The 20,874-nt window shown below is 59.8% G+C and carries 18 protein-coding genes; 6 read left to right on the top strand and 12 right to left on the bottom strand.

Going from position 1 to position 20,874, the window contains the following annotated elements; all coding sequences use genetic code 11:
- Positions 1-23 precede the first annotated feature (23 nt).
- The 3 genes from HNQ59_RS00570 to HNQ59_RS00560 all read right to left on the bottom strand — a co-directional run bounded on the left by HNQ59_RS00570 (position 24) and on the right by HNQ59_RS00560 (position 3,354).
- Positions 24-1,628: a peptide chain release factor 3 gene (locus HNQ59_RS00570; protein ID WP_184033712.1), complete on the bottom strand. Its 1,605-nt coding sequence runs from the start codon at positions 1,626-1,628 to the stop codon at positions 24-26.
- 153 nt (positions 1,629-1,781) lie between these two features.
- Entirely contained in the window at positions 1,782-2,498 is a 717-nt protein-coding gene (locus HNQ59_RS00565) for an alanyl-tRNA editing protein (RefSeq protein WP_184033710.1), read from the bottom strand.
- A 106-nt stretch (positions 2,499-2,604) separates the two neighbouring features.
- Positions 2,605-3,354, bottom strand: coding sequence for a substrate-binding periplasmic protein (locus HNQ59_RS00560; RefSeq protein WP_184033708.1), 750 nt, complete (start codon positions 3,352-3,354; stop codon positions 2,605-2,607).
- 745 nt (positions 3,355-4,099) lie between these two features.
- On the opposite strand from HNQ59_RS00560, the gene HNQ59_RS00555 reads away from it, so the two are divergent.
- The 5 genes from HNQ59_RS00555 to HNQ59_RS00535 are packed head-to-tail and all read left to right on the top strand — an operon-like array spanning position 4,100 to position 9,334.
- Entirely contained in the window at positions 4,100-5,077 is a 978-nt protein-coding gene (locus tag HNQ59_RS00555) for an STM4015 family protein (protein ID WP_246490792.1), read from the top strand.
- A gap of 33 nt (positions 5,078-5,110) precedes the next feature.
- Positions 5,111-6,214: an STM4014 family protein gene (locus HNQ59_RS00550; protein WP_184033706.1), complete on the top strand. Its 1,104-nt coding sequence runs from the start codon at positions 5,111-5,113 to the stop codon at positions 6,212-6,214.
- 19 nt (positions 6,215-6,233) lie between these two features.
- Positions 6,234-7,037 carry an STM4013/SEN3800 family hydrolase gene (locus tag HNQ59_RS00545; RefSeq protein WP_246490791.1) on the top strand — a complete coding sequence of 268 codons (804 nt, stop codon included), beginning with the start codon at positions 6,234-6,236 and terminating at the stop codon, positions 7,035-7,037.
- A gap of 5 nt (positions 7,038-7,042) precedes the next feature.
- Positions 7,043-8,395 carry an STM4012 family radical SAM protein gene (locus tag HNQ59_RS00540; protein ID WP_425491306.1) on the top strand — a complete coding sequence of 451 codons (1,353 nt, stop codon included), beginning with the start codon at positions 7,043-7,045 and terminating at the stop codon, positions 8,393-8,395.
- 33 nt (positions 8,396-8,428) lie between these two features.
- On the top strand, positions 8,429-9,334 hold the full coding sequence (locus HNQ59_RS00535) for an STM4011 family radical SAM protein (RefSeq protein WP_184033701.1): 906 nt from the start codon (positions 8,429-8,431) through the stop codon (positions 9,332-9,334).
- Here the strand turns inward: HNQ59_RS00535 and HNQ59_RS00530 are convergent, their stop codons facing one another.
- The 7 genes from HNQ59_RS00530 to HNQ59_RS00500 all read right to left on the bottom strand — a co-directional run bounded on the left by HNQ59_RS00530 (position 9,335) and on the right by HNQ59_RS00500 (position 17,912).
- Positions 9,335-10,270 (bottom strand): GNAT family N-acetyltransferase, encoded by a 936-nt coding sequence (locus HNQ59_RS00530; RefSeq protein ID WP_184033699.1) that lies wholly within the window; start codon positions 10,268-10,270, stop codon positions 9,335-9,337.
- Positions 10,267-11,544, bottom strand: a complete 1,278-nt coding sequence (locus HNQ59_RS00525) for a phenylacetate--CoA ligase family protein (protein WP_184033696.1) — start codon at positions 11,542-11,544, stop codon at positions 10,267-10,269. Before HNQ59_RS00525 ends, HNQ59_RS00530 begins: the two co-directional genes overlap by 4 nt.
- Positions 11,545-11,596: 52 nt before the next feature.
- A complete protein-coding gene (locus tag HNQ59_RS00520; RefSeq protein WP_184033693.1) occupies positions 11,597-14,056 on the bottom strand; it encodes an acyl-CoA reductase in 2,460 nt (819 codons plus the stop codon).
- A 1-nt stretch (position 14,057) separates the two neighbouring features.
- On the bottom strand, positions 14,058-15,188 hold the full coding sequence (locus HNQ59_RS00515; protein WP_184033690.1) for a LuxE/PaaK family acyltransferase: 1,131 nt from the start codon (positions 15,186-15,188) through the stop codon (positions 14,058-14,060).
- A 126-nt stretch (positions 15,189-15,314) separates the two neighbouring features.
- Entirely contained in the window at positions 15,315-16,583 is a 1,269-nt protein-coding gene (locus HNQ59_RS00510; RefSeq protein ID WP_184033687.1) for an MFS transporter, read from the bottom strand.
- A gap of 624 nt (positions 16,584-17,207) precedes the next feature.
- Positions 17,208-17,420 (bottom strand): VF530 family protein, encoded by a 213-nt coding sequence (locus tag HNQ59_RS00505; RefSeq protein ID WP_184033685.1) that lies wholly within the window; start codon positions 17,418-17,420, stop codon positions 17,208-17,210.
- A gap of 24 nt (positions 17,421-17,444) precedes the next feature.
- Positions 17,445-17,912 carry a DUF3291 domain-containing protein gene (locus tag HNQ59_RS00500; protein ID WP_184033682.1) on the bottom strand — a complete coding sequence of 156 codons (468 nt, stop codon included), beginning with the start codon at positions 17,910-17,912 and terminating at the stop codon, positions 17,445-17,447.
- A gap of 99 nt (positions 17,913-18,011) precedes the next feature.
- Between HNQ59_RS00500 and HNQ59_RS00495 the strand changes: the two genes are divergently transcribed.
- The gene (locus HNQ59_RS00495) at positions 18,012-18,926 is read left to right on the top strand and encodes a LysR family transcriptional regulator (protein ID WP_184033679.1); all 915 of its coding nucleotides are present in this window, start codon (positions 18,012-18,014) and stop codon (positions 18,924-18,926) included.
- 63 nt (positions 18,927-18,989) lie between these two features.
- On the opposite strand, the gene HNQ59_RS00490 is transcribed toward HNQ59_RS00495, so the two are convergent.
- Both HNQ59_RS00490 and HNQ59_RS00485 read right to left on the bottom strand, forming a co-directional pair.
- Entirely contained in the window at positions 18,990-19,964 is a 975-nt protein-coding gene (locus tag HNQ59_RS00490) for an isoaspartyl peptidase/L-asparaginase family protein (protein WP_184033676.1), read from the bottom strand.
- Positions 19,939-20,784 (bottom strand): 23S rRNA (adenine(2030)-N(6))-methyltransferase RlmJ, encoded by an 846-nt coding sequence (locus HNQ59_RS00485; protein ID WP_184033673.1) that lies wholly within the window; start codon positions 20,782-20,784, stop codon positions 19,939-19,941. Before HNQ59_RS00485 ends, HNQ59_RS00490 begins: the two co-directional genes overlap by 26 nt.
- Positions 20,785-20,874 lie beyond the last annotated feature (90 nt).

Genomic DNA, 20,874 nt, shown 5'->3' with positions numbered 1-20,874 from the left:
GGTTACGTGGTGGGCCGCGCTGATCAGTTCAGCTTGGCGGCATGCTCACGGGTTGCGTGAAAACGGATCTTGGGCCAACGCTCTTCTGTCAGTGACAGATTGACGCGGTTCGGGGCCAGATAGGTCAAGTTGTCGGTGGCATCATGGGCCAGGTTCATGCCGAGGTTTTTCTCGAAATCAGCCAACATGCGACTGTCTTCGCTGCTGACCCAGCGTGCGGTGTAGATCGAGCAGGACTCGAAAATGGCATCGACGCCATACTCGTTCTCCAAGCGGCTTTTCACCACCTCGAACTGCAGCACGCCTACCGCGCCCAGAATCATGTCTGCGCCCGAAAGGGGCTTGAACACCTGTACTGCGCCTTCCTCGCCTAGCTGCTGCAGACCTTTTTGCAACTGCTTGAGCTTTAGTGGGTTCTTGATCCGCACACTGCGGAACAGCTCGGGCGCAAAGAACGGGATGCCGGTGAAAGCCAACAGCTCGCCTTCGGAGAACGAGTCACCGATCTGGATATTGCCGTGGTTGGGTACGCCGATGATGTCCCCGGCGTAAGCCTCCTCGACCTGCTCGCGGCTGGATGCCATGAAGGTGACCACCGAGTTGGCGGCCACATCGCGCCCTAGGCGCAGATGTTTCATCTTCATGCCACGCTCGAATTTGCCCGAGCAGACGCGCAGGAAGGCGATACGATCGCGGTGTTTCGGGTCCATATTGGCTTGGATCTTGAACACGAAGCCGGAAAATTTCTGTTCGTCCGGGTTGACGCTGCGAACCGTAGCATCTCGTCCGCCTGGGGCGGGTGCCCAGTCGATCAATGCATTCAGGATCTCGCGCACGCCGAAGTTGTTGATGGCTGAGCCAAAGAATACGGGCGTCTGCCGACCCGCCAGAAAGGCTTCCAGGTCGAATGGATGTGATGCGCCGCGCACCAGCTCCAGCTCGTTACGGGTATGTTGGATTTCAAGCGGGAACAGCTCGTCCAGGCGCGGATTGTCAATCCCTTTGATGACCTCCGCCACATCTTGCCCTGCCTTGTCTTCGCCAGGGGTGAACAGCATCACCTCATCATTCAGCAGGTGGTAGACCCCACGGAACACCTTGCCCATGCCGATTGGCCAGGTGATTGGTGCGCACTGGATCTTCAGCACGCTTTCCACCTCGTCCAGCAGCTCCAGGTTGTCACGCACTTCACGGTCATATTTGTTCATGAAGGTAACGATCGGCGTGCTGCGCAGGCGGCAGACATTCAGCAATTTGATGGTCTGCTCCTCCACACCTTTGGCGGCGTCGATGACCATCAGGGCGGAATCGACCGCAGTCAATACGCGGTAGGTATCCTCAGAGAAGTCCTGGTGGCCTGGGGTGTCGAGCAGGTTGATCACGTGTTCACGGTAATCGAACTGCATCACGCTGGATGCGACGGAGATACCCCGCTGCTTTTCGATCTCCATCCAGTCGGAGGTGGCGAATTTGCCGGTCTTCTTGCCCTTGACCGTGCCCGCCAGTTGAATGGCACCCGAAAACAGCAGCAATTTCTCGGTCAGTGTGGTTTTGCCCGCATCGGGGTGGGAAATGATGGCGAAGGTGCGTCGGCGCGCCACTTCATTGGCGATCTGTTCGAATGACATGAGGAAAGGCAGGAGGGATAAAAGGGCGGCATTATAACGCTAATTCAGCGACTTATTCCATGTTGAATAGGGTGGCCCTGCGCAGCCCCGCACAGCGCCTGGCGGAATGGCGGTGCGAGGGTGGTAAGCAGCTGATTTATAGGGGTTGCATGCTCACGCAAACGTGATGGTCACCCGGCGGTTCTGTTTGCCCTTGTTTTCGATTTTTTGCACGACCATAGGGCCGATCTCGGCGGTGTTACCTACATGGGTGCCGCCACAGGGCTGTAAATCGATCTGTTGGGCCGTGCCAATGCGCAGCAACCTGATCTGGCCCGCTCCTCGGGGGGGAGTGACCGACATGGTCTTCACCAATTCAGGCTGGGCATCCAGTTCGGCATCGGTAATCCATTGGGTGGTGACGGGGAGGCCGGTGGTGATCAGCGCATTCAACTGAGCAGCCACTGAATCTTTGTCAGGTTGCTCACCTTGCAAATCGAAATCCAGACGCCCTTTGTCCTCTGCAATCTGTCCGCCTGTCACCGGGTAGGGCAAGGCGACGGAGAGCAGGTGCAGCGCGGTATGCATCCGCATCAGCCGGTAACGGCGTGCCCAGTCGATCTGGGCTGAAACAGTATCGCCCACCGCCAGGGTGGGGCTGTCGGGCGCTGGGATGTGGACGATGCTGCCTTGGCTTTCCCCTTTGCGGGTATCGATGATCTGCAGCACCCGACCGTCTGCACAGGCCAGGGTCCCCGTATCGCCAGGCTGGCCGCCGCCGAGCGGGTAGAACACGGTGTGGGACAGCTCGATACCACGCTCATCGACGGCGATTACGGTTGCTTGGCATTGTTGCAGATAGGCATCGTCGCGGAACAGGCATTGCGTCATGAGTTGATCTCCGTTGTTCGTGGTCAGCAGAATCTAAACAAAGACCATGCTTTTGCAAAGTGACAGATCACCAAAAAAGGCGTGGCCATTTGCGCTGTGACGGGGATCAAGGTTGCAGGAACTGTTGCCATATGCCCTGATGCTTGGCTTTCTGGATGGCGACATCGATGCGCCTCAGCAATAGGCGCTTATTGGCCGATTTGGCATAGGCGAAATGCACCGGGTCTTTGATCAGGGGCTTGTCGAGTACCGAAACCAGCCCGGCCTGCTTGGTCTGTTTATCGAGCGAAGCTTGCAACTGATCCCGCGTCTTGTTGTGGGTCGTCAGCAAAACGACATCCACACGACCGGCCAGCAGCCTGCGCAGCCGGATGGGCGTGGAGTCCACGTCCTCCTGCACCTGAAATAGCTGCCCGCGATGGCGTTCGAAATCATCACTCAGGACATTACCACGGAATACACTGACCACCTTGCCCCGCAAGTCTTCAATACGATGGCAGGGAAAGCGCTCGCCAGCGCGGGTGATCATCCAGATATCGTTGGTGCGGACCGTGGCGGAAAAGTCGAAGACGGCCTGTCGCCGGGTATTGCTCGATAACCCCCAGACCAATCCCTTCCCTTGCGCAGCCAAGGCCAGACCGCGCTTCCAGGGGTAGGTCTGCACATCGAAGTACAGCTGCAGCTCCTCCTCCAGATAGCTGATCAGACGCTGCAGAAAGGCAGGCAGAGGGGCTTCGCTGCCATCCGGGTTCAGATACTGCTTGATCAGCAATACCTCCCGGTTGGACCGGGCAGAGGCACGGATCGGCAGCAGGCCCAGACAGAAAGCCAAGCAGGCGCTACGGCGATTGATCATGTTGTCCCCTTGGCGGATCGGCTGGGTTGGTGGAAAGCAAGGCCCCGCGATGCAGGATGGTGGCCATTTTGGAGCGGATCACGCACCGAATTGGGTGGCGTCCGGGTTGCATTTTAACGCATATGTCATTTGATTAAAATGATTTTGCAACCTTTTCCAAAAAAGAGTGAATAATTGCGCCAATGGAATCATTTTTTCATTGGTTGGTGCGGGTGGTGGGTTGTTTCAGCAGAGATTACGGGCGCCTGATTAGTCATTTTGGCAGGATATGGCCCGCGTTTAGCCGGCCTGGTTTTTCTGGTGGTCTGGCGTGCTGGAAATACCTACCATCCCTTTACACCATATATACACTCCGACACTTGCATGGCGCTCGCCCTCGGCGGGCTGATGCTTGCTCGATCTGCGCGCAATTTTGCATGGACATGGAATAGTTTGCAATTTCGAATGTAAGTAAATAATTCGATCAAAAAATTATCAAATGATGAAATAGCGATATTGCACTGTGCAATCTGTGAGTCTTTGTAAAAAAAGCATGAATGACAATGTGGTTTTCACGGGGCTCTGCTACACTGCCAGCCAGTTTGAGACCGCTTTCAGCCTCGCGCCAGTGATAGGTCGTCCGTGCGTTTCATGCCTCCCTTGCAGATGAAGCAGTTGTCCTGCGATGTGGGTGGTTTGCCTGAAGGATGCCGACTGACGACCTTGGCGGGGTTTGACTGTTGTTGACATGGTTTCGGTGCGGGCCATGAAACATGTCAATAGCACCCGGCATCCAGACTTTTACATATCACATAAAGGGAGCGCCATGACCATCGGGGATCATCAGGAGTCGTTCTACGGCAAGCGGGTGCTGACTTATCAGCCAGATAAGCCATTACAGCCGCTTGAAACGCATGTCTATCGGATTGCCACCGAATACGATGATGAGCGGAGCTTGTTGGATCTGTTGACTTCGTTTCTCGATCAAGTGGAAACCAGCAAACTCGATTCGCTGATCATTGGCATGTGGACGGACGCCTATGAATCCTCTCCGCAACCGGTTCTCGATCTGCTGATCGAGCGCCGTGATGCGCTGCCGGCGTTGCGAGCCTTGTTCATCGGTGACATCACCTATGAAGAATGTGAAATCTCCTGGATCATCCAAGGCTCATATCAGCCTTTGCTGAATGCCTTTCCATCACTGGAGGTGCTGCGGATCAGAGGCTCGAATGGTTTGGAGATCGCGCCTTTCGAGCATGCCAACCTGTGCGAATTGGCTATTGAGTGTGGCGGCCTGCCAGTGGCGATCGTTCACAATCTGACACAGTCACGTCTGCCCAGGCTGGCTCATTTGGAGCTGTGGTTGGGTACTGACGAATATGGCTTTGATGGGGGAGTGGATGATTACGCAAAGCTGCTGACGGCCCTGGATGCATCTCGCCTGCGCTATCTGGGCTTGAAGGATGCTGATATTGCGGATGATGTGGCGATTTGGGTGGCATCACAGCCTTGGCTTGCCGAAATCGATACCCTGGACTTGTCAATGGGGACGCTGGGCGATGCGGGGGCGGCAGCCTTGTTCGCCAGTGATTATGTGCGACAGCTGAAACGGCTGGATGTCTCGCATCACTATATGAGCGATGAATGGATGGAAAAGCTGCAGTCGCTACCTATCGAGGTGATTGCCGATGAGCAGCTGGAAGCAGACGAAGACGATTGGCGCTATGTGGCGGTGGGGGAGTAGCCTTCATCAGGCCCTGGCAGTAGTGGAGTGGATATGAGGTGGGTGTTGCTGGCCAACCCCGCCCATCCACGTGTAGCCAGCCTGCAGGCAGCATTGGCTGAGGCTGGTCTGCCGCTGGCACAGGTGGTGTCTTATCAGGATTGGCTGTCACGCCCGGCGACTCTGTGGCAAGCCTTGGATTCGCCCTGCATTTTGAAGCTGGAGGCACCTGGGGAGCACGCCTGGGTGCAGGATCACTTGATTGCGACAGGGGCGGCATTGCAAGGTGCCGCTCGCCCTGCGGCGCTGGCGCATGGCGAGCTGGCCCATCAGGCGTGGTGGTTCTCTGGGTTTCAGCACCATCTGCATGGCTTGGATCAAGCCTTGCAGGCCCGCCCATGGGTGCGTTGCCTGAACCCGCCGACCACGGTGCTGGCGATGTGTGACAAGTGGGCCTGTCAGCAGGCGCTGGCGGCGTCTGGGCTGTCGGTGCCCGACCAGTTGGGCTTGGTGGGAGGGTTCGCGCAGCTACAAGCGCAGATGCTGCAACAGGGATTGCGGCGGGTCTTCGTCAAGCCTCGCTACGGCTCGTCCGCCTCGGGCGTGGTGGCCCTGGCCCATGATGGCCGGTCACGCTGGGTGGCGACGACTTCGGTCGAGATGACTTTGGCAGGGCGCCTGTTCAATTCGCTGAAGATCCGCCGCTATCATGATCAAGCGGTCGTGACGTTGATCGACGCGCTGGCCCCGAATGCACTGTATGCCGAGGCATGGGTGCCTAAGCCACAAGCTGGGGGTGGCCGATTCGATGTGCGCGTGCTGTGTCTTGGCCAATCACCTTTGCACCGTGTGGCGCGGGTGTCGCGCAGCCCATTGACCAATCTCCATCTGGGCAACCAGCGCCGTGCGGTGGAGGATTGCCTCGATGCGCCGCGTGTGGCTGCTTTGGAGCGGGTGGCCAGCCAGGCTGCCGGGTGCTTTCCAGATGCCTGGCTGGCGGGTGTCGATCTGATCGTCGGGGCGCGGCAGTGCCATGTGCTGGAGGTCAATGCCTTTGGCGACTGGCTGCCCCGCCTGACCTGGCAAGGCCAGACTGTCCACCAAGCCGAGGTTGCGTTGTTGTCACATAAGGCGGCGCAGCTTGTTCCAATTCCGTAACCTGATTTGATGCAATCGCATGACAGCTTTCAATATGCGCCAGTTGGTGGGTGAGGTCGATATCGTCCTGATCACGCTGGATACGCTACGTTTCGATGCGGCGCAGAGCCTGTTCCAGGCTGGGCGACTGCCGGTGTTGTCCCGTTACCTGCCTGCCACTGGGTGGGAGCGCCGTCATAGTCCCGGCAGCTTTACCTACGCGGCGCATCATGCATTCTTTGCGGGCTTTCTACCGACGCCCGCCCAGCCAGGGCGCCATCCACGCCATTTCGCGGTGGCTTTCCCTGGTAGCGAGACCACCGCGCCGACCACCTGTGTGTTCGAGACCCCTGATATCGTGTCTGGCTTGGCGCAGCGGGGGTATCAGACCATCTGCATCGGCGGGGTTGGATTTTTCAACAAGACATCACCGCTGGGGCGGGTCTTGCCTGGGTTGTTCCAGGTCAGTGAATGGACGCCTGCATTTGGCGTCACCGCGCCGGATTCGACCACACAGCAGGTGGCCTGTGCGCAGCGCCATCTGGCGGCCTGTCAGGGGCGAGCGTTCCTGTTCATCAATGTCTCGGCCATGCACCAGCCCAACCGACATTATGTGCCGGGTTGCGAGCGCGATGATCTACAGAGCCATATGGCGGCCATGGCCTATGTCGATGGTGCGCTGGCACCGCTGTTCGATACCCTGGCCGCGCGCGGTGCGTTCGTCATCCTGTGCGCTGATCATGGCACCGCCTATGGCGAAGATGGCTACGATGGTCATCGGATCGGCCACCCGGTGGTCTGGGAGGTGCCCTACGCCGAATTCCTGATCCCGGGGCGGATATGAACGATATCACCATGCCCTGGCTGGCCACACCCTATCAGGCCTACTCCTACTCCTACCCGCACAAGACGGCCTACCGCCCCTTTTCGACGCCCCTTCCCCTGGCGCCGTTGTGGGCGGAGGAGAAGCGTGATGCGCTGTTTCTCTACCTGCATATTCCGTTCTGTGAAATGCGCTGTGGTTTTTGTAATCTGTTCACGTTGGCCAAGCCCAATGCCAGCCTGCCCATGCGATATGTGGATGCCATGCAGCGCCAGATGCGGCAGGTGGCTGCCGCGCTGGGCCCGCATCGGATCGCACGTTTTGCCATTGGGGGGGGCACACCTACCTATCTGTCGGCTCAGCAGCTGGCTCAGCTATTGGAGTCGGCCCAGCGGCATTTCCAGTTGGACATGGCTACCACCCCTGCTTCGGTGGAGGTGTCCCCCGAAACCCTGACCGACGAGAAACTCAGCCTGCTGGCCCAGGCTGGGGTGGATCGGGTCAGCATTGGCATCCAGAGCTTTTTGCGCACCGAGACGGATGCGTTGATCCGCCCCCAGCTGAACACTGTGGTCAGCCAGGCGCTGGATGCCATCCGCCAGGCAGGGATCGCGACATTGAATCTGGACCTGATCTATGGCATCCCCAACCAGACTGCTGCCAGCTTTGCTGCATCCATCCGGCAGGCGCTGCGCTGGATGCCAGAGGAGATCTACCTCTACCCGCTTTATGTGCGCGACCTGACCGGGCTGGGTGTGATCCAGCAACGGCACGCCGGGCGCTATCCGCAATTCGTCATTCAACAAGGGCAGGCGGACAACCGGGCCGAGTTGTACCGGGCCGGGCAGGCCGTTTTGCTGGCGGCGGGCTATCAGCAATGTTCGATGCGCATGTTCAAACTGCCCCATGCGCCAGGCAAACCTGCGCCGATCTACTGTTGTCAGGCGGATGGCATGGTGGGGCTGGGGAGCGGTGCCCGATCCTATACGCGACAGCTGCACTATTCGACTGAATATGCCGTGGGGCGGCAATCGACCCGGGACATCATCGAACACTATTGTGATCGGCAAGAGGAATGGTTCACGCAGGCACATTACGGCATCGAGCTGGATGCAACCGAACGCAAACGCCGCTTTGTCATCCAATCGCTGCTGATCCGCCCCGGCCTCAGCCTGAGCGATTACGCAGCGCGTTTTGATGGTGCGGATGCCTGGGCTGACATCCCGTTGCTGGATCAGCTGCGTGAGCATCAACTGCTCAGCCAGCAAGGCGACTGGCTGAGCCTGACCGAGGCCGGGCTGGCCTTGTCGGACAGCATCGGTCCTGCATTGATCTCTGATGCGGTTCGGGCAAGGATGCAACAATATGAGCTGGCCTAGCGTCAGCGGGGCGGCTGACAGCATGGGCGGGTCATGCAATTGAATCTGATGTATCGTGGGCGGCTGGCCAGCTGCAACTATGATTGCAGCTATTGTCCCTTTGCCAAGCGTCGGGACACCCGCGCCACTTTGCTGCAGGATGCCGCCGATCTGACACGTTTTGTCGAATGGGCGGGGCAACAGGCGCAGCATCAGCTGTCGATTCTGTTCACGCCTTGGGGCGAGGCGTTGACCCGTCGATACTACCGCGAAGCCCTGCTTACGCTGGCGGCCATGCCACAAGTACAGCGGGTGGCCATCCAGACCAATCTGTCGGTGATGCCTGACTGGTTGGTGGATGCGCCGCCAAGCAAGGTGTCGCTATGGTGCACCTTCCACCCCGACCAGACCCCCAGTGCCCGCTTTCTGGCGCGGGTAGCCCGGCTGACAGCCTTGCAGGTGCCACATAGCATTGGCATGGTGGGGATTCGCGCGTTTTTTCCCGCCATTGCTGATATGCGGCTGGCCCTGCCTGCGACCACCTACCTGTGGGTGAATGCGTACTGGGACGAAGGCCGTGATTATTACCAGGCGCACGAAGCGGCTTGGTTGCGGCAGATCGACCCCTGGTTCGAACACAATCTGAGCCCGCCCCCCAGCCTGGGCGTGGCTTGTCGGGCGGGAGAGAGTGCATTGTCCGTCGATGGCGCGGGCAACCTGCGGCCTTGTCATTTCGTCAACGAGCCATTGGGCAACCTCTACCAACATGACTGGGCAGCGCGGCTGCGTACCAAGCCCTGCCCCAATCCAGTCTGTGATTGCTACATCGGCTATGTGCATCGTCACGACCAACCCTTTGCTGCTGAATTCGGCTGGGGCGCGCTGGGCCGGGTGCCTCTGTATTTTCGATGGCAGCGCCCAGTGGGCTGGGTGGCGACTGCGCCGCAGGGCCACCCCTGATCAGCAGAGCGCAGTCTCCCGGGCCCCTGCCTGCTCGCTTTCCAGCAAGGCCCTGGCCGTTGGGCAGCGCAGATCCAGCTCGTGGGCGTGATGACCACGGATCATCAACGCATGCCAGCGCTGCGCCGGGCCAGGCACCAAGCCTGCACAGCTAAAGCCCGCCTGTTGCAGTTGCAGCATCATCGGCGGGGTTTGCGCCGAGAGCGCAAGTTGCAGATAGATCAACCAATCAGCGGGCAGGCAGGCGATTTCATGCACCAAGGTGGGGCACATCTTGTGCAGCATGACATCACAGCGATGGTCAGTATTGGTGATCGCCAGCGGAGGCACCACCTCCTCCAGCACCGGGGCTGGGCCGCTCCCAAATTGCCTGATCATGGGTGCAAGCCAGCTCTGCCATGCGGCAGGCCACGCCACATCGGGAATGGGATGTGGCTTGATCGGCAGGCAGCCCAGCACAATGCTTTCCCGGTATTTGTTGCCAAAAGGGGAGTCCACATAGTCCATCATCAGGGCGGTTGTCTGAAAGCCCAGCTTGCTGGCCAGCCGTTGGCTTTGGCTGTGTGATGAGACTTCCTTGATGGTCAACATGCTCAGGCCCGCTTGCCGAGCATGCTCGCACAGATATTGGGCCAGCTGCGTGGCGATGCCATGGCCGCGTGCGGCGGGGTGTACCACATTCAAGGCGAATTCAGCGTGATCGGGCGCAGTGGCATCGCACCATAGCACAGCATGGCCCACAATCTGTTGCCCGAATTCGGCAACAGCAGAGTGCCACAGGTGCGAGGCGTTATTGCGGCGGATCATGCTGGGCAGATAGACATCCGGGTAGACATAACAGTCACCATACACTGTGCGGAAAAGCTGGCTGACACCGTCAGCATCGGTATCGACAAATGACCTGACGGTCAGTTGGCATGGGGGGAGGGTGGTCATGCTGGGCGCTCCATCTTGTCTTGATACTGGCGGCGATCCACCACTTTCAATAATTTGCCGGATCGTTCGTGGGTCTGCATTGAATCGCTCGACAGATGTTGGATATGAAAGCGGAGCTGACCGGATTCGCATGCTTCGCCCAAACCACAGATCGATTGCTGCAAGAATGCGGCGAGCGCAGCCGGGTCGGCTGATGCTGCTTGATCATCATGGGCAAGGCACAGTGTCAGGCGATCCTGGCAGTCGATGCGGTCGATGACCAACTGCCAGGCGACCTGACCAATGGCCTGGTGCAATGCCTCATCGATCTGTGCTGGAAACAGCGATAAGGTGCCGACACGGATACGGTGCCCTTGCCCGGCCCGGCCATGCAGCACGAATTTGCGGTTTGGCGTGCCTGCCGGCTCCCGCCAGCAGGCCTGGTCACCGGTTGGGTAGCGGAGTATCGGCATCAGTCGTCGTTGCAGGCTGGTCACCACCAGCAGGCCGATCTGGCCAGGCTCGGTGATGGGTTGGCCCGTGGTTTCATCGATGATCTCGATCAGGGTTTCGCCATCAAAGCAGCGATGCTCACCTGGCTGGCAGTCGGGCAGGCTGGCACCGATCAGGCCAGCATCGACGCTGGCGCAGCCGATCGAAGCAATGGTGGCATTGGGGAAATCACGCGCCAGCAATGGGCGCTGGTCGTCGAACAGGCTCTCTCCGCCATACAGAATGGTGCGTATCTGGGGGAGCTGTATCCCGGCCTGGCTCAGCCAGTGGGCGAATTTCATCAATTGCGCGGGCACGCAGGCCAGCACGTTGATGTCATATTGCCGGATGGCATTCGCCAAAACGGCGTGGTCAACCGCGCCGGTGAACGGATATTCACACACTGGTACCGGTGAGTGGTTCAAGGCGTCATGGATGAACAGAAAGCTGGTGTACAGATCGCCCGCGTAGAACAGGTTCGCCACTCTGTCTCCGGGCTGCAGGCGGCTGCTCATGGCCTGGCTGAAGGTGTGGATGAATGCCTGCCACTCTTCGCGGGTATAGATCGACAGCTTGCCCTCGCTGGTTGAGCCACCGGTCTTGAACACATGGCCATCTTGTATGTGTGCGGTCAATACCGGCCAATGATCCAGGTCGTCCGAGCCTGCCCAGAAGTGGCTTGGGTCGATGATCGGCAGATCACTCAGGCTCCAACCTGCTGCGGGTAATGCTGCATAGTGTTGATGGAAATAGGGGGCATGTTGTCGGGCATGCTGCACAATCGATTCCAGTTGGCTATTCATTTTTTGTTCCTGCTTCATTGACGACAATAGGCGTGGTTGACAGTGGCTCGGGTCAAGGCCGGGCAATGGTTGCGGAGGTCAGCGTGGTGGCCGCCTGGTTGGGCGACAGCTGCCGCCGATCGATCACCAGCGGGCTTTTACCGCTTTGCGGATGTTGCTCGAATCGATCGATCGGTCTGGCCTGGATGTCCAATATCAACAAACCGATGTCAATCGCCTCAGCGATCAAAGGGTCGGCCATCAGGGTAGATCGAGCGTGATCGGGCGAGCCATCGACCAGCAGCGTCAGCATCTCGGTGCCCAGGTCGTTGTGCCCAATCAGGCACTGCAAGGGGTAGCCTAGTTGCTTGCTCAGGGTGTTGGGGTCGAAGAACACCGTGCCCAGCCTCCATGATTGCCCTTGGCGGCCAGTCAATTCAAAACGGGGACTGGGCAGCCCGCAGGGGCAGGGGCCAGGTACCCAACGACCAGCATCGCCCAGATCGTAGCGATTGACATGTTGGCCTTCGCGAGCGCGGGAGGTGAAGATCAGCCGCCCGATTTCAGTGCCGGTGACGGCCTGGTCAGCGTCTTGCACCACAATTTCCAGCCATTGCGTATCGGCCAGCAGGTGGAAGACGCCGTCCGGGCTGTGTGGACAGGCGTGGCCCAGCGGCCCGGCGTCCACCGAGCCATAGATGGCTGAGCGTATCTGCTTGACACCAAAGCTCTGCAGGTAAGCCCGCTGCGCCGCATTGCTTTGCTCTCCACCCAGCAGCACCTTGTCAACACCGCCGTAAGCGCGCAATCGGTCCGCCTCGCAGACGAATAGCTTGTGAATGGTACTGGGCATGCCGATCAGCGTATTCACCCGCTGGGCGATGATCATGTCGGCAATCTGGCTGTAGTCCTCATCCAGCGGCCCACCCATCGGGAAATGGGTCGCAGACAGCTTCTCCAGAATGCTGAAGAAGCTCAGCAGGCCACCATAAAGATTGCCGCCATAGAGCAGGTTCATCACCCGATCCTGGGCTGGGTCCAGACCGGCAGCGAACAGGCCGTCGGCTGCTGCGCGCATCTGGCGGTGGTAGTCGCGATAGCTGAAGCCCGCCAGCTTGGGCGCCCCGCCGCTGCCGCCGCTGCGGAAGAACAACTGCGCGTCGGCTTGCATCGGCAGCGCCTGGAAATCCGTCTTGCACATGATCGGCAGCCCAGCGGGGAGCGTCGGTTGCCGGGGTAGGGGGTCCAGCGTGGCATGGCCTGGCAAGACGCCGTGCGCCAAGGTGACCGACACCCGCCTTGCCAGTCGGGCCAGGGCATAGACACCATCATGCGGTTCACCGTCATAGCTCTGATGCATGTGCCCCAGCGGGACGACCCGGGTGACGCCAGCCGCCAGCAACTGACGGGCCAGCGCAGCCTGATCGATGGCGTCGGCTACCAGGCCGCAGGTCTGCAGACGGGTGCGCCAGGGTTGCAACACCTGGGATAGATGCTGGCGGGGGAGGGGGCGAAGCAGAATGGTCCGGAACAAGGGTGATGGCGCCAGCTCGGGCCGGTGCGACCAGAGAATGCGCCAGCCTTCACCCACCCAGGTGTGCCCGACGACCTCGGCAAAGCTGTATGACAACCAAGTCAGGTTGAGCCGAGTGGCGATTTCAGCAGCCTCTTGTCGGGTAGGCGTAAGCCCTTGCCAGACAGCGCAGCGTGCACCCATGGCCAGCGCCAGCCGTTCGCCCAGCTCTCGCAGGGTAGCCGGGTCATCGCTGTCGACCAGCACGCATTGCGGACTGGAGCAGGCCTGTTGATCGAGTTGGCACACGTCGTCGGCCAGCGCGGCCAAGTCGGCATCGCTGGCTGCCCCCGGAACGACATAGGCAAAGCTGATGCGGTGCCCCCAGTCTATCCAACGACAACCTGCCGGCACTTGCTGCTTGATGTTGTCCAGCGCGGCATCTCCTCCCCAGGCAGAGACGCCATCGGCCAACTTGAACAACTTGGGCAATTGCGCAGTGGGGCAGGGGATGACGGCAATCTGTTCGGCCAGGGTGCCGCTTGGGTCATGGCTCAGCAGGGCTGCCAGCAGGCGGGCGGTCAGGCCGTCATCGCTGCTGCTGGGGCGCAGCCAGTTGACATTGCCCACCAGCAGGCTTTCCAGCACCGCGAAAAAGGGTAGCAAAGGTGCATTGGCAGGGGTGATATGTACCACCAGGCCCAGTGGGCGCCAGCTTTCGAAGTGCTGGCTGGTGTAGCTGTTGCGGCGCAAGGAGAACGGCGCGTCACCCAGCTCGCGTTGCAGCTTGGTTTCCAGCGCCTCTTTGCGACAAAAGTCGATCAGCGCCTGTCGTGCTACCTCGTCCAATGGCAAGTCAGTCTGGCCATGCTGAAGCGCATCGGCAAAACGGGCAGCGCATTCGATCACCAAATCAGCTGCCGGTGGGTTGGCCAGCAAGGCTGGCAGGTGCTCGGCCAGTGAAGCGAGTACGTGTTCGAGGTCGGCTTGGGGGGCCAGTGTGCCGTGTGTGAGAAGCATATCAGGACTCCTTGATCAATTCAGATGCCGCCAATGCGCAGCTACGGGCTTTGCTGGTGCCCGCCCGGCCAAGCAGATCGAACCAGTCGGTCTGCAGGCCGCAACCGCAGGTGCTGGCCGGATGCAGCACGGCCAGGTCGCTCATCACCACGCTGTGCGCGGGGCTGGAGGTGATGTAGGGCGAGATGAACTGCAGAAAGCCCGCTTCGCCATAGGGCTGCCTGACCAGGGTGGCCGGGTGCCGGATGACCGCGCGGGAGTAGGTTGGGACATGGAAACGGTGGTGGGGGCACTCAATGTAGGGAACGGGATGCTCCACGGCACCGTAGCCGTCTCGGCAGCGGGCATCGGGCAGGCCAAGCTGTTCGCCCAGCCGCCGATACAGCATGGTTTTGGGGATGGCTTTGTCCGCGTGGGTCTTCCAGCCGCCGCCAAAGAACGCCAGCGAGTCCGGGTGTAGCGACAAGGCGGGGAGGCCCATCTCCTGCATGCGTTCCAAGGTGAACCACATGAAGGCGGGAAAACCCAGGATCCTTACCGGCAATGCTTCATCGGCAAAGTCCTGCAGCGCCCGGATCACGCCGAACGGATCGAATTCATTACCGTGTCCGTTGTGACGCAAGGCGTAGACCACACGGTTCACCGGCGCATATTTGCACAGAAACTGGTCGGTATAGGTGGTGCCAAGTGTGACGGCCCCGGCGGGCTCGTAGCTGAGCAGCAGATAATTGCAGGGCTGGGCCGGGGTGACCCAGCCGTAGTGGGCGAAGATACGATCCACCATGGCCTGCGCCGCACTGAGGCTGCGGGCGTCGTAGCGCATCCGGCTTTTTTGCCCGCTGGTGCCCGAGGAGGTCAACTCCAGCGCATCCACGCCAGCTGGGCTCAACACCAATTGCTGCTTGAAATAATTGGCAAAGATGGGCGGCAGCATCGACCAATCCTTGAGCGCCAGCGCATCGTCGATGGTCAGACCGTTGGCTGCCAGCCATTGCCGATAGCCAGGGGTGGCGTGACCATGGTAGGCCACCAGCTCCCGCATCGCAGCATCGAACAGGCCATCGGTTTCCGCATCGTGTCGATAGGGGTTGTCGATTCCGCAGAATGCATCCACGGCGGGGAAGTCATGCATGGTGTACTCCTGTTTGCAGTTCATTTGGGCGAAAAGTGGCCCGTCGGCGCTGGCATGGGCCAGTCCGTGGATGGGTCGGTCAAGGGAGATCAGCCGCCATACACGCTGTCAGCGGCTATTTGGTGGCTAGGGGCTGGCCATGGCCAAGGGGGCTGGTTTCAACAGGCGCCAGAGCAGGGGCAGCGCCAGACTGGCTGCCAGCAAGGCCCCGCTGACAAAGGCAGCAGGGCTGTCACCTGCGCCCAGGTGTGCCAGCAAGCTGCTTCCCAGGCCAATGGTGGCGACTGATACCATGCCCAGCATGGCGGCGACTGAGCCTTTTGCGCCATCATCGGCAAACAGCGTCAGTCGGTACAACGATGCATTGCAGATGCCCATCCCAAAGGCATACAGAGACAGGCTCACCAGCAAGGTGGGCAGGCCGCCGCCGCCGAGGGCTGCCAGCCAGCCCCCAATCAGGCCCGCCAGGATGGGCCAGCAGGCGTATCTGATCAGCTGCGGTAAAGCGTATTTACCAGCCAGCTGATGCAAGGCCAGATTGCCGATGATCAAGCCGCCGAAGATCGGCAGCTGCCCCAGCCCATAGCTCATCATCGACCAGCCCGCGTGTTCCATCATTAATACCGGGGCAATGCCGATCCAGGCGATCAGTGGCACGCTCAACAAGCCCAGAGCCAGGCTGCCTTGCATGAAGCGGGGCTGGCGTAGCAGCCGCAGGTAGTTACCAGCCATGTCCCGCAGGCAGAGCGGCACGGGTTGCAACATCGTGCCATCGGTTCTGCGCACGCCAATGGTTTCCGGCAGATAACGCCACAAACCCACCATCACCAATAGCGCCAGCCCACCGATACTGATGAACAGCTCACGCCAGCTCAGCCAATTCAACAGGACGCCACCCATCAATGGGCCCAGCAGGGGCGATAGCAGTGCAATATTGGCCAGCAATGCCATCAGGCGGACCGCGTCCGTTTCATGAAAGGCTTCCTGCAGGATGGGATAGCTGACCACCACCACAAACCCGAGCCCCACACCCTGCACAAAGCGCAGCAGATTAAATGCCTGGATGTGGGTAATGGCCGGTGTGATCAGAAAAGACACCGCAAACAACAGCACGCCTGCCAGCAGAACAGGGCGGCGTCCGAAGCGATCAGCCAGCGGCCCGATCAGCCATTGAAACGCCACCCCACCCAGCAGATACGCATTCAATGCTGTCGGCACATGCTGGGGCGTGGCATGCAGATCTGCCACCACATCCAGCATGGCGGGCATGACCAGATCACTCCCGACATAAGTGATCCATTCGAACAGCGCCAGCAGCACGCAGAAGCCGATCATCCGATGGCGGGAGATCGGTAATAGCGAGCGGGGAGGGCTGGTTTCGGTGGCGCGATTCATTTTTCAGCGATCGGAATTGTAAAAAAGTGTCTGTGATCTTTATGTTTTCAATGTCGGAAGTGATTTCGACAGAAGGTTAGGCATTTCACCCAGGCCGTCTTGTTTTCAGCGCAACATGCTCACGGCCCGACCCATTACTCCAGTACGCTGGCCGTGTGCGATATGCTGATGACGCTCCGTGGCAGGTATGCATATTTGTTCTGATTCATTTTGTTTGATCATGCATGATGGACTGAGGTGATTCTGTAAAGTTCAGATTCGAATAAAGCTGGGCTGTAAATGAATGTGAATGTCTGAAATACTTATCGCATTTGTTCTATTTGTATGTAATTTGTAAATGTTTGATAAGCGGATATTTCTTTTTCAATGAAATCGTTTCATTTCCGGCGCGCTTCTTGGCGAGATGATGTGCAAGCCGCCGCCGCTACGGCCCGTCACATGCCGCTCGTGGCGCCAAATCTGGCGAAAAGGGAGACATTCCAGATGGCGCGGGGGCAGTGAAGTCAGCGCTGGCGCGGGAAAGGGTGCGGGGTCGCCGCAGGCAGGGGCGGGCCTGGTCAGGCCGCTTTTGACGGGGCTGTAGCCCGCAGGGAGTGGGATGCCCGGCGGGCAGACCAGGTGGGCTTACCAGCGGGTGTTCAAAAACAGGTTTTCCACTTCGGTGCGGGCCCAGGGCGTGGTGCGCAAAAAGCGCAGGCTGGATTTGATGCTGGGGTCGTGTTTGAAACAGCGCACCGGTATCCGCTGCGCCAGTCCATCCCATCCGTAGTGATCCACCAGACGAGTGACAATCTGTTCCAGAGTGATACCGTGCAAAGGGTTGTTGGCTTGGGTCATGCTGCATCCTGCTGGGCAATCCGTTCAGGCTGGCATGATAACCGAAGGGGCTGGAAAAGGGTGGGCGAAGCTGAAAGCCTCCGGCCCTGGCCCATGTAGCGCCAGCTGTTCCAGCCGGGCCTTGGCCTGCGCTGTTGTCGGCAGCGTGCCGGCCTTGACCCACCAGAGCACCAGTCTGGGCTGCGGTTGCACGTTAAACCACTGTTTACGGGTCTTGATCGACGCCAGATGCGCGCCTTGATAGACATACGCTTTCAAGCTTGCCAGGTCTGCCCAGACTGACAAGTTGATCAACAACAGCGGGTCATCGAAAACCTGAATCGACGTGGCATCGCCCGCGTCGTCCTGCAGCCGCCAGACGTAGCCGGGGCTCTGTTCTGCCAATTGATTGAGTGGGGCGATGTCCTCCATATAGCCTTGCATGGAGGGATCAGTCAGCGGGGCGCGCAGTCTGGCGATATTGCATTGGGCAAGGTGGAATTCGGTTGTCATGGCTTGGCTTGGTAAAAGGTGACGGGTGCCAGTCTAGCGGATGTTACTCAGATCGATTAGATGGCATAATTTGATTTCATCAATCCAAATAATCGAGCAATGTTGGATGAACTCAGGGCAATGGCGGTGTTCGCCAAGACAGTCGAACTCGGGTCGTTCCGCGCGGCAGCGGCGGCTTTAGGCTTGGCGCCGTCAGTGGTCAGTCATCACATCAGCCAGCTGGAGAAACGGTTGGGCGCGGCTTTGTTGTATCGCTCGACGCGAAGGCTGTCGCTGACGGCGGCGGGCGAGCAGTTGTTTGAGGCGACACAGGCCATGCTGCATGCCGCATCAGTTGGCCTGGATGCCATCGCCGCGCAGACCCAGGCCCCCGTAGGCCGGCTGCGGGTGACCTTGCCGGCATTCTTTGCGCCGAGCAAGGTGTTGGATGCAATAGCCGCCTTTGCGCAGCAATATCCCAAGGTATCATTGTCAATGCAGTTCAGCGATGCCAAGCAGGATCTGGTCAAGGACGGATTGGATCTGGCCATCCGGGTCGGGGCATTGGCGGATAGTGCCCTGAAGTCACGCCAGCTGTTCACCATGCGGCGGGTACTGGTGGCGAGCCCAGCCTATCTGCAACACCGACCCGCACCGACCCACCCAGAAGCCCTGCAGGATTGGGACTGGATCGGTCTGTCGATTCGCGCCAATCGTAAGCAATGGCGCAGCCCGGCGGGGGAGGCTGCCGAGCTGGGCTTTGCGCCCCGGATTGTGGTGGACAGCTTAGCGGCAGTGTGTGCGTTGGCGCGGGCAGGCATGGGGCTGGCCACGCCGCCCCGGTTCATGGTCGAGCAAGATCTGCTGGCAGGCGGGCTGATCGAGGTGTTGCCAGACTGGCAAGTCACGCCGCTGGATGTATTCGCGGTCTGGCCAGGCAATGCGCCAGCACATGGCTTGACTCAAAGGCTGGTTACCTTTCTATACGACCAATCCGCTTCGATCGAAGGTGAGCACCGGCGCGAGTCATGGTGATCAGGGCAGGGTGGGTCAAATGAGCCACGCCTGCCGATCCACCGGCTTCGCTGATCCGTTTCCTCAAGCAGTGGCTGGGGCAGATCCGTCCCGATAGATAGCCACTGTCCGTTGGCCCTGTTGATCGATAGCCGCTCGGTACATGCCTTCACAGTTGAAGGGCATCGCGATGTTGCCGTGGTGGTCGATTGCAATGACGCCGCCAGTACCGCCCATCGCGGTCAGGGTGTCGATGGTGGCCTGGCTTGCCTGCGCGAGGGGTTGGGCGCCATAGTGGATGCGGGCGGCGATGTCGTGGGCGACTGCGGCGCGGACAAAGTATTCACCATGCCCAGTGCCGGAGACCGCACAGCGCGTGTCGGCCCAGGTGCCCGCGCCGATGACCGGGGTGTCACCAATGCGACCCGCCATCTTGGCGGTACGACCACCGGTTGAGGTGGCGGCAGCCAGGCGGCCCATGCAATCCAGCGCCACGGCGCCGACGGTGCCATGCTTACGGTCTTCAGGCGCATCGGCCTCGCTGCCGCCCGCTGCCATCCTGGCCAGCTCATCCTGCAAAGCCTGCCAGCGCTTGGCGGTGTAGAAATAATCGGCATCTCCCTGTGGCAAGCCCAAGGTGAGCGCCAAGCGATCTGCTGCATCAAAGCCCAGTGTGACATGGGCAGTATGCTGCATGACGGCCCGCGCCAATTGGACCGGATTGCGGGTGCGCGTCACCCCTGTCACACTGCCAGCAGCCTGATCCGGGCCGTTCATGACGGCAGCTTCCAGCTCGATCCGCCCTTCATCGTTGAAGACGGCGCCTCGGCCTGCATTGAACAGGGGATTGTCTTCCAGGGCGGAAACAGCAGCGATCACGGCGTCCAGCGCACTACCTCGCTGTGCGAGAATGGCTTGTCCAGCATCCAATGCGGCATGCAATCCGGCCAGCAGGGCCGCCTCTTGATCAGGCGTCAGATCCTGACGCCGTATCGTCCCCGCTCCACCGTGGATGGCGAGCACGAATGGCGGATCATTTGGTTTGTTGTTCAAGGGCATATTGGGCTCCGTCATCTTGTGCCAATTCGTGGGTCAACCAGGGCATGACCGTCTGCAGGGTCTGATGTAATGTCCAGGGTGGGTTGATGATGAACATACCGCTGCCATGCATGCCAAAGCCGTCGGCACGGGGGCGGTGCACGTCCAGGCTGACATGTAGCCAGCTGTCGATCGGCAGGCGTTTGAGCTTATCGACGAATTGCTGTGAGGCCGCCAACTGCAGCTTCGGATACCAGATGGCGTACACGCCATTCGCCTGGCGCTTGAGCGACTCCTGCAAGCAGTGCACCACGTGCTGGTAGTCGCGTTTGTCCTCGTAAGGCGGGTCGATCAGGGTCAGCGCACGTCGAGATGGCGTCGGCAGCAGTGCCTTGATGCCTTCAAATCCATCGGCCACCAGAATCTGGCCCCGCTTGGCATGCTCAGCAAAATTACGTTGCAACAAGTCCGCGTCGGTCGGGTGCAATTCAAACAGCCGCAGCCGATCCTGGCTGCGGATCAGTTGCAGCGCCAGCCATGGCGAGCCAGGGTATAAAGCCAGCTTGCCCTGTGGATTCAGCGTCTTGACGGCGGCCACATACTCGGCCACAGCAGCAGGCAGATCGGTGCGTGCCCACAGCCTGCCTATCCCGGTACGGAATTCCGCATTCTTGGTCGCATAACCATCCAGCAGCGAATAAACGCCTGCACCCGCATGGGTGTCGATATACCAGTAGGGTTTGTCCTTTTGATTCAGATAGCTCAGCAGTTGCACTTGAACCAAGTGTTTGAGGACGTCGGCATGGTTGCCGGCATGGAAAGCATGGCGATAGCTCAGCATGATGGGACGTTCTGTTTAAACCGCAGGATGATCCGACTTTGGGTGCGTAGCGTCAATCTTTCTGCATTGTGGGATGGGATTGGGATGGCA

This window comes from Chitinivorax tropicus, from assembly GCF_014202905.1.
Classification (GTDB): domain Bacteria; phylum Pseudomonadota; class Gammaproteobacteria; order Burkholderiales; family SCOH01; genus Chitinivorax; species Chitinivorax tropicus.
This window is presented reverse-complemented; position numbering and strand designations above follow the sequence as displayed.